Annotated in this window: 8 protein-coding genes; all 8 read left to right on the top strand. The window is 45.2% G+C overall.

The genetic code is table 11. The features are described 5' to 3' along the window. Positions 1-633 (top strand): adenosylcobinamide-GDP ribazoletransferase (locus AB4653_RS13790; protein WP_372104451.1); only part of this gene is annotated, 633 nt, incomplete at its 5' end. Between the two features lie 9 nt (positions 634-642). After that, complete coding sequence (cobU, locus tag AB4653_RS13795; protein ID WP_102258533.1) at positions 643-1,260, top strand: bifunctional adenosylcobinamide kinase/adenosylcobinamide-phosphate guanylyltransferase; 618 nt, start codon at positions 643-645, stop codon at positions 1,258-1,260. 26 nt (positions 1,261-1,286) lie between these two features. Beyond that, the gene (locus AB4653_RS13800) at positions 1,287-1,904 is read left to right on the top strand and encodes a histidine phosphatase family protein (RefSeq protein ID WP_102258532.1); all 618 of its coding nucleotides are present in this window, start codon (positions 1,287-1,289) and stop codon (positions 1,902-1,904) included. Positions 1,905-2,073: 169 nt separating this feature from the next. Beyond that, on the top strand, positions 2,074-3,870 hold the full coding sequence (locus tag AB4653_RS13805) for a M3 family oligoendopeptidase (protein ID WP_102258531.1): 1,797 nt from the start codon (positions 2,074-2,076) through the stop codon (positions 3,868-3,870). A gap of 268 nt (positions 3,871-4,138) precedes the next feature. Beyond that, entirely contained in the window at positions 4,139-5,167 is a 1,029-nt protein-coding gene (locus AB4653_RS13810; RefSeq protein WP_009846931.1) for a succinylglutamate desuccinylase, read from the top strand. Positions 5,168-5,300: 133 nt separating this feature from the next. Further along, positions 5,301-6,296 carry a vitamin B12 ABC transporter permease BtuC gene (gene btuC / locus AB4653_RS13815; protein ID WP_009846930.1) on the top strand — a complete coding sequence of 332 codons (996 nt, stop codon included), beginning with the start codon at positions 5,301-5,303 and terminating at the stop codon, positions 6,294-6,296. Then, positions 6,283-7,041: a vitamin B12 ABC transporter ATP-binding protein BtuD gene (btuD, locus tag AB4653_RS13820; protein ID WP_017096954.1), complete on the top strand. Its 759-nt coding sequence runs from the start codon at positions 6,283-6,285 to the stop codon at positions 7,039-7,041. Before btuC ends, btuD begins: the two co-directional genes overlap by 14 nt. Positions 7,042-7,070: 29 nt before the next feature. Beyond that, positions 7,071-7,430, top strand: a complete 360-nt coding sequence (locus AB4653_RS13825; protein ID WP_009846928.1) for a DUF6559 family protein — start codon at positions 7,071-7,073, stop codon at positions 7,428-7,430. Positions 7,431-7,446: the final 16 nt, after the last annotated feature.

The following is a 7,446-nucleotide window of genomic DNA, read 5'->3' on the forward strand; positions in this document are numbered from 1 at the left end:
GTTCTATGTGGCGGTGTGTTCTTGCTACTCGATGCCATACTGCCGAGTGCGGTGGCGATCTTTTTGATGATGAGTTTTAGCCTGATGCTCACAGGTGCATTCCATGAAGACGGCTTGACTGATATGGCGGATGGCATTGGTGGCGGCATGACTCTAGAACGTCGTTTGACCATCATGAAAGACAGTCGAATTGGTACCTATGGCGCGTCTGCTCTGGTTATGGCTCTGCTTGGCAAGTGGGTGCTGTTGCATGAGTTGGTCAACATGACGGCTCTGTTTTTGGTTATCGTGACCAGTTATACCTTCAGCCGTGCAATTGCTGCATCGCTGATTTACGACATGCCTTATGTCAGCGACTTAGATACCAGTAAAAGTAAGCCATTGGCCAACAAGCAAACCAAAGGCGAACTTGTCTTCTTATTGCTTGTAGGGGTGTTGCCTAGCTTGTGGTTTGGTCTTGAATTCGCTTTGGTTTTATCTGTCGTCGCCTATCTGTTCAGAACAGGTTTCAAAAAGTGGTTAACGGCTCGAATTGGCGGCTTTACTGGCGACTGCTTGGGGGCAGCTCAACAGTTGATGGAGTTACTGATTTACCTTGTATTCATTACTGCATTTTACAATGGCTTTCTATAACGGCTTCCTATGACAAACACGAATCAAGCTAGTCAAATTAATCAAACAAGTCAGCGAAATAGTCATCTGATATTGGGTGGAGCTCGTTCTGGTAAGTCGAGTTTTGCAGAGCAACAAGCATTATGTGCGTTTGAAGCATGTTCAAATGGACGCCTCAATTATATTGCGACAGCGACATATCTTGATGATGAAATGCGAGAACGAATCGCGCACCATCAACAACGTCGTGGTGAGCTGTGGATTGAGCATGAAGCCCCTGTTGAATTAGCCGAAAAACTGCTGTCTTTTGGTCAAAACGATGTGGTGTTGATTGACTGCCTAACTTTGTGGTTGAACAACATTATTTTTGAGTTGGGTGATGATGCGACCAATGAACAGGTTGAGGCCGTGGTTGAAGTTTTAGTGAAAAGCGTAGAGCAAAGCCCAGCGCAAATTATCATGGTTTCTAACGAAGTCGGTTTAGGTGTAGTGCCGCTAGGTAAAGTGTCGCGCCTATTTGTCGACAATGCGGGTCGCATGAACCAAGCGCTAGCTCGCGTCGTTGAACGCGTTACGCTGGTTGCAGCAGGATTACCATTGAGCTTAAAACCGTCGAGCCATTCGACTCAAAGCTCGACTCATAATTAGATTGGTATCAAAGGTTAGTTGAACAAATGGAAAATGGAACAACCAAGAACATCTATCTACTAAGACATGGCAAAGTCGAAGGCGAAGCGGCACTTAATGGTTTATCTGATGTGTTGGTTAATCCTGATCTTCAAGATCGGATATGTGGGGCGCTGATAAAACAAGATATTGCCTTTGATTGCGTGGTTACCTCACCATTAAGGCGATGCAGCGACCTCGCAAACAGATACGCACAGCGTATGTCTGTGACTTTATCTGTAGCACCAGACTTTCAGGAAATGAACTTCGGTGACGTTGATGGTGTCCCATTTGATGAGCTTGAAGACAAGTGGGGAATGCTAGAAACCTTTTGGCAAGATCCTGCTAATCATCAACTGACTGGTGCAGAAAGTTTACAGAGCTTCCACGACAGAGTAACTCAAGCTTGGTCGCAACTTTTGAATGATCCAAGTGACAATATATTGTTGGTTACCCATGGTGGTGTGATTCGCATACTGCTAGCGCATTGTCTTGATATTGATTGGAAAAATCCGAGTTTGTACTCGAAGCTATCGATAGAAAACGCGTCGATAACTCATATTCAAATCACTCAGTTCGCACAGAGTTTTATCAGTGTAAAGTCGATAGGGTTGGCTGTTCTCTGAGTGTTCAAAAAACACAGTTTAAGAGTTAACAATCTATTGGACCTGTAAATTGAAACAGAAACAGAAACAGAAATAGAAATAGAAATAGAACCAGAAATAGAAGTATAAAGCGGCGTTTACAGCCGCTATACCAGATTGGTATTACTACCTACGTGAAAGGAATTTAGTCATGACAACACCGAGTTGGGATCTAAGCATTGCTTATCGCGATCTTAATGATGCAAAAATCGAACAAGACATTGAACTCATTCAACAATGTATTGAGCTGTTGTACCTACACGTTGAAAAGCGTCATATCATTCTAGCGATGCAAAACGCCATTCAAACTTCTGAAGCGGCAGGCACGTTACTGAGCACGATCAACACCTTCGCTAATTGCCACGCATCGGTAGACGCGACGCACACAGAAGCCAAAGCTCTGCTTGGTCGTGTAGCGAAGCTGAACTCTGAAATGTCTCAAGCGTTTAGCCCATATGAAGACACGCTAATCCACGCAGAACCAGAGTTTATTGATGCAGTTTTAGAGCATGACAGCGCAGATGTAGCAGGACAACGCTTTGCGATTGAAAGCTCGCGTAAGTTATCAAGCAGCCGCCTTAGTGTTGCTGAAGAGCAGTTATTGGCCGCGATGAAGGTTGATGGCCGTGATGGATGGGGTCGTTTGTACGATAACTTAACCGGTTCTTTAAAACTGTCGCTAAAGCTGAACGGTGAAGACGAAGCGCTAGGTTTTTCACAAGCTGCGAGCTTGTTGTACGGCAGCGAATTCGACAAACAAGAACCGGCATGGCGCGCAGTCCAAGGCGCAATGGAGACGCACCAAGAGTCTTTTGCTTCAATTCTAAATGCGCTTGCGGGTTGGCGACTGACAGAGAACAAAAAGCGCTCGAAAATAAGCGACGTACATTTCCTTGATCCAAGCCTACACGCCAGCCGCATCGTACCTGAAACGCTAGACACCATGATGTCGGTAGCAAAGGCAAATCGAGCAGTAGGCCAGAAAGCAGGCCTGTTAATGGCAAGAGTTCACGGGCTCGATGAAATGAAGCCTTGGAACCATTTAGCAGCCATGCCACCACTTGGTGATGCTGAATCTAAGGTTTATCTATTTGATGAAGCGATCGAAGTGATTAAAACCGCCTTTGCTGAAGTAAATCCAGAGATGGCTGATTTCGTCGCATTAATGGTTGAGAACGGTTGGATTGATGCCGCTCCAGCAGCCAATAAACGTCTAGGTGCGTACTGCACTAAATTTGCTGCGACACGCACCCCGCTTGTGTTCATGACATGGAGTGGTAGCCGCTCAGACTTAATGACATTAGCGCACGAGCTAGGCCACGCGTTCCACAACTGGGTGATGAAAGACATGCCGTTGTGTCAAACACGCTACCCAATGACGTTAGCTGAAACCGCTTCGATCTTTGCTGAGAACATTGTTCGTGACCACCTATTGAAGCAAGCACAAACACGTAATGAGAAACTTGAAATGCTGTGGGAAGAGCTTTCTTCTTCTTTGGCACTAATGGTGAATATTCCCGTTCGCTTCGAATTTGAAAAAGCCTTCTACGAGCAGCGTGAAAAAGGTGAGCTAACGGCTCAGCAGCTGTGTGACTTGATGGAAACGACTTGGAAAGAGTGGTACGGCGCTGCAATGACAGAAGCCGATCCTTACTTCTGGGCGAGCAAGCTGCACTTCAGCATCTCTCAAGTGAGCTTTTATAACTATCCATACTTGTTCGGTTATCTGTTCAGTAAAGGTGTTTACGCTCAGCGCGATGCGAAAGGTGAGCAATTCTACGGCGATTACGTTTCGTTGCTTCGTGATACGGGCAGCATGATGGCGGAAGAAGTGGTTCAAAAGCACTTAGGAATGGATCTGACTCAAGCTGATTTTTGGCAACAAAGCATCGACATGGTCAAAGTTCAAATCGATGAATTTGAAAGATTGCTCGATCAGGAAGATTAATTGATCTCAATCTGTTCATGGTAGGTAAGAGCTGTGTTAGCTTACGTGGCTCTTATCTTGCTGATATAAACAGAGATAACCAAAAGTTGTTCTAAATAGGTGAAATTATTTGGAACAGATGTCGGTTAGTAAAGTCAGCAGGTAATACAAAAATATATGGGTAGTATTTGTGAGTGATAACGGAGTTTCTATTGATAAGTGCGATCCTAGCAACACAATTTCTATGTACAATTTATTAACATACGGCCGTGCAATTAAGGAGTAGCGCATGACGAAGACCCTCTTTCGCCAATCATTTCTTTTTGACAGCCTAGATCTTGAGCAAGAAGTGGTTGCAGGACAGACCGTACTGAGTAACGGTGTTCAAATTAAGCTTCATCAACGCGGTGTATTGGAAGTGATTCCCGCAGAGTATAATCCTGAGACCAAGAACATCATATTTTCAACAGGTGTTCATGGCGACGAAACTTCACCAATGGAGCTGATTGATAAGCTCATTGAGGATATTGAAACCGGCTTCCAAGTCGTGACAGCAAGATGTTTGTTCATCATTGCTCACCCAGAAGCGACCAATGCGCATACGCGTTTTCTTGATGTGAATATGAACCGTCTGTTTGATGAAAAACAGTACGAGAGTAATCGAGAAGTGGACATCGCGAAGAACCTTAAGTTCTTGGTTACTGAGTTTTACAAGGAAACGGTGCCTGCCACTCGTTGGCACTTAGATCTGCACTGTGCGATCCGTTTGTCTAAGCATTACTCTTTCGCCGTAAGCCCTAAGGTTCGCCACGAAGTTCGCAGTAAAGCCTTGTTCGATTTCATTAACAGTGCTCACGTTGAAGCGGTGTTGTTATCCAATGCGCCAACGAGCACCTTCAGTTGGTACAGCGCTGAAAACTTTGAAGCCCAAGCACTGACAATGGAGCTAGGGCAGGTAGCAAGAATTGGTGAGAACCAGCTTGATAAGTTAACGGCTTTCGATTTGGCAATGCGCAATTTGATTGCTGAAATAGAACCAGAGCATTTGCCAAAGAAAACCATTACTTATCGCGTAAGCCGAACCATTGTTCGTTTGCATGATGATTTTGATTTCATGTTCTCTGATGCCGTTGAAAACTTTACGGCGTTCAAGCACGGTGAAGTGTTTGGTCATGATGGTGATAAGCCATTGATGGCGAAGAATGAAAACGAAGCGGTGGTATTTCCAAATCGTAACGTTGCTATCGGTCAACGAGCTGCCTTAATGGTGTGCGAAGTTGAAACGCGATTCGACCATGGTCAGCTTGTGTACGATTAATATCCAGTTAGGTTTAATCGACCAAAACAACCGCCCAACTGCTTGAAATATCAAGGTTCACATTACGGTGTGAGCCTTGAGTTTATTTGGGGATACAGGTAAGGTTACGCGAACAATTTCAAAGTAGCTTGATATGGATTTCCAACAACTTCTTCACCAAAAACAGCGAAAATGGACCCGAGCCATTTATCTGATGGCTGCACTGCTTGTCACGCTGAGTGCGATTTATCTAATGGTTGGCGATCTCTTCATTTCCCCTCTGGGCACATTGTCCACGTTAGAACAAAAACTACTGATTGATTTACGCTTACCTCGACTATTGGCGGCTATTGCTATCGGGGCAGGGTTAGCCGTATCTGGCGCAAGCTTACAAGTCTTATTGGGTAACGTATTAGCAGAGCCCGGTGTGCTCGGCATTTCTGGTGGTGCAAGCTTAGCGATGGTGATCGTGCTGTTCTTCTTACCGTTTGCTCCTACACCAGAACTGTTCATGATTGCCGCCGTTTTAGGGTCACTCTGTTTTACCGTGATTCTAGTGAGCATGGTTAAAACGATGCGACTGACTACGGCCAAGTTATTGCTGGTGGGTGTTGCGTTAGGCATTCTTTCTGGCGCGATGGTGACGTGGGCATTCTATTTTAGTGATGATCTTAGCTTACGCTTATTGATGTATTGGCTGATGGGTAGTTTGGGTGGTGTAACTTGGTACCAGCACTCGCTCACGTTAGTAATGATCCCCGTTATTATCTGGCTGTGCCTGCAAGGTAGCAAGCTAGACAAACTCATGATTGGCGAGACCCATGCTGCGCAGTTAGGCGTGAACGTTCCGAGATTACGTTGGCGTTTAATCTTCGCTGTGTCTATTTTAGTCGGCTGCGCAGTAGCGTTAGGTGGCGTGATCAGCTTTGTGGGTTTGGTGGTGCCACACTTACTGCGTTTAGCGATTGGTACCGACAACCGATACCTTCTTCCTTTGTCTGCCGTTGCCGGTGCCGCGTTACTGGTGTTTGCTGATATTTGCGCACGTACATTACTCGATTCTGCAGAATTACCCTTGGGTGTGATGACAACCAGTATCGGTGCACCAATCTTCATTTGGATGTTAATTAAAAATCATGATTCAAATTAAGAGCCTGAGCGTCGGCGCTCGTTTATTACCACTATCATTTGAGCTCAAGCAAGGGCAGGTGACTCATGTCATCGGTCCTAATGGCAGTGGGAAAAGTACCTTATTAGAAGCGATATCTGGCGTTGGTGATGGCTACAAAGGTGATATAAAGCTCGACGGACAAGACTTGTCAGTATTATCACTACAAGATTTATCATTGCATCGCGCTTATCTTTGTCAAAGTGCAAGACCCGCCTTCAACTTGGAAGTCTTCCAATACCTTGCGTTATCACTGCCAAGTTCATCACATGGCCTTGATACTGAAATCAACACGGCTTTGGAAGAGATAAGCCAGATGTTGGACATCACAGATAAACTTCATCGTTCAATTCAGACACTGTCTGGTGGTGAATGGCAACGCGTTCGTTTAGCGGGAATGTGCCTGCAAATTTGGCCGACGCTTAACCCTTATGCAAAGCTCCTGATCCTAGACGAACCTGCAGCGCCGTTAGATATTGCTCAAGAAGCGTTGCTGTATAAGCTTATCGAACGAGTGGCTGAGAAGGGCATTGCGGTTATTATGGCTAACCACGACCTGAACCGAACCTTGAGGCATGCCGACCAAGTACTGCTGCTCGAAAAGGGCGTACTACAAGCATCAGGCAGTGCAGAGCAAGTGCTTGTGCCTGAACAGCTAGAATCCGTATTTAACACGCAAGTAAAAAGCATCTCGGTCGACAATCAAACTTACCTATTGTTTGGTTAATTTAGGCTCATCAATACAAGGCAATCTATATGTTTAGATATATTCAACGACGACGAATCAAGAAAGTAATCAAATCACTTTCTGCAAAGTTGGTGAAAGCGTACGGAAGCAGTGATTTTTTCTCTATTGGGCAAGTAGAAACGAGTTCATGTGAATTGAGTAAGCGCCAACAACTGGTTGCCTTAGCATTGTTTGCTGATCCACAAGACCTTGCTGCTGAAATTGCTCCAGCCATTCAACTGCTGCGTAATGATGTGTCTAATGACTTCTTCGGTGGTGAGGAATATAACGCGCGTGATGTACTTAATTTGTTGGGCGGTGGCGGTTGGAAGGGCGGTCGTATGGACGATGATATGTCGAATCGATTTGGCATGAATAGCCGCTATTAGTTTAGCTCGTTCAAAT

It is taken from the genome of Vibrio sp. 10N.222.48.A3 (assembly GCF_041475345.1).
GTDB lineage: Bacteria > Pseudomonadota > Gammaproteobacteria > Enterobacterales > Vibrionaceae > Vibrio > Vibrio tasmaniensis_A.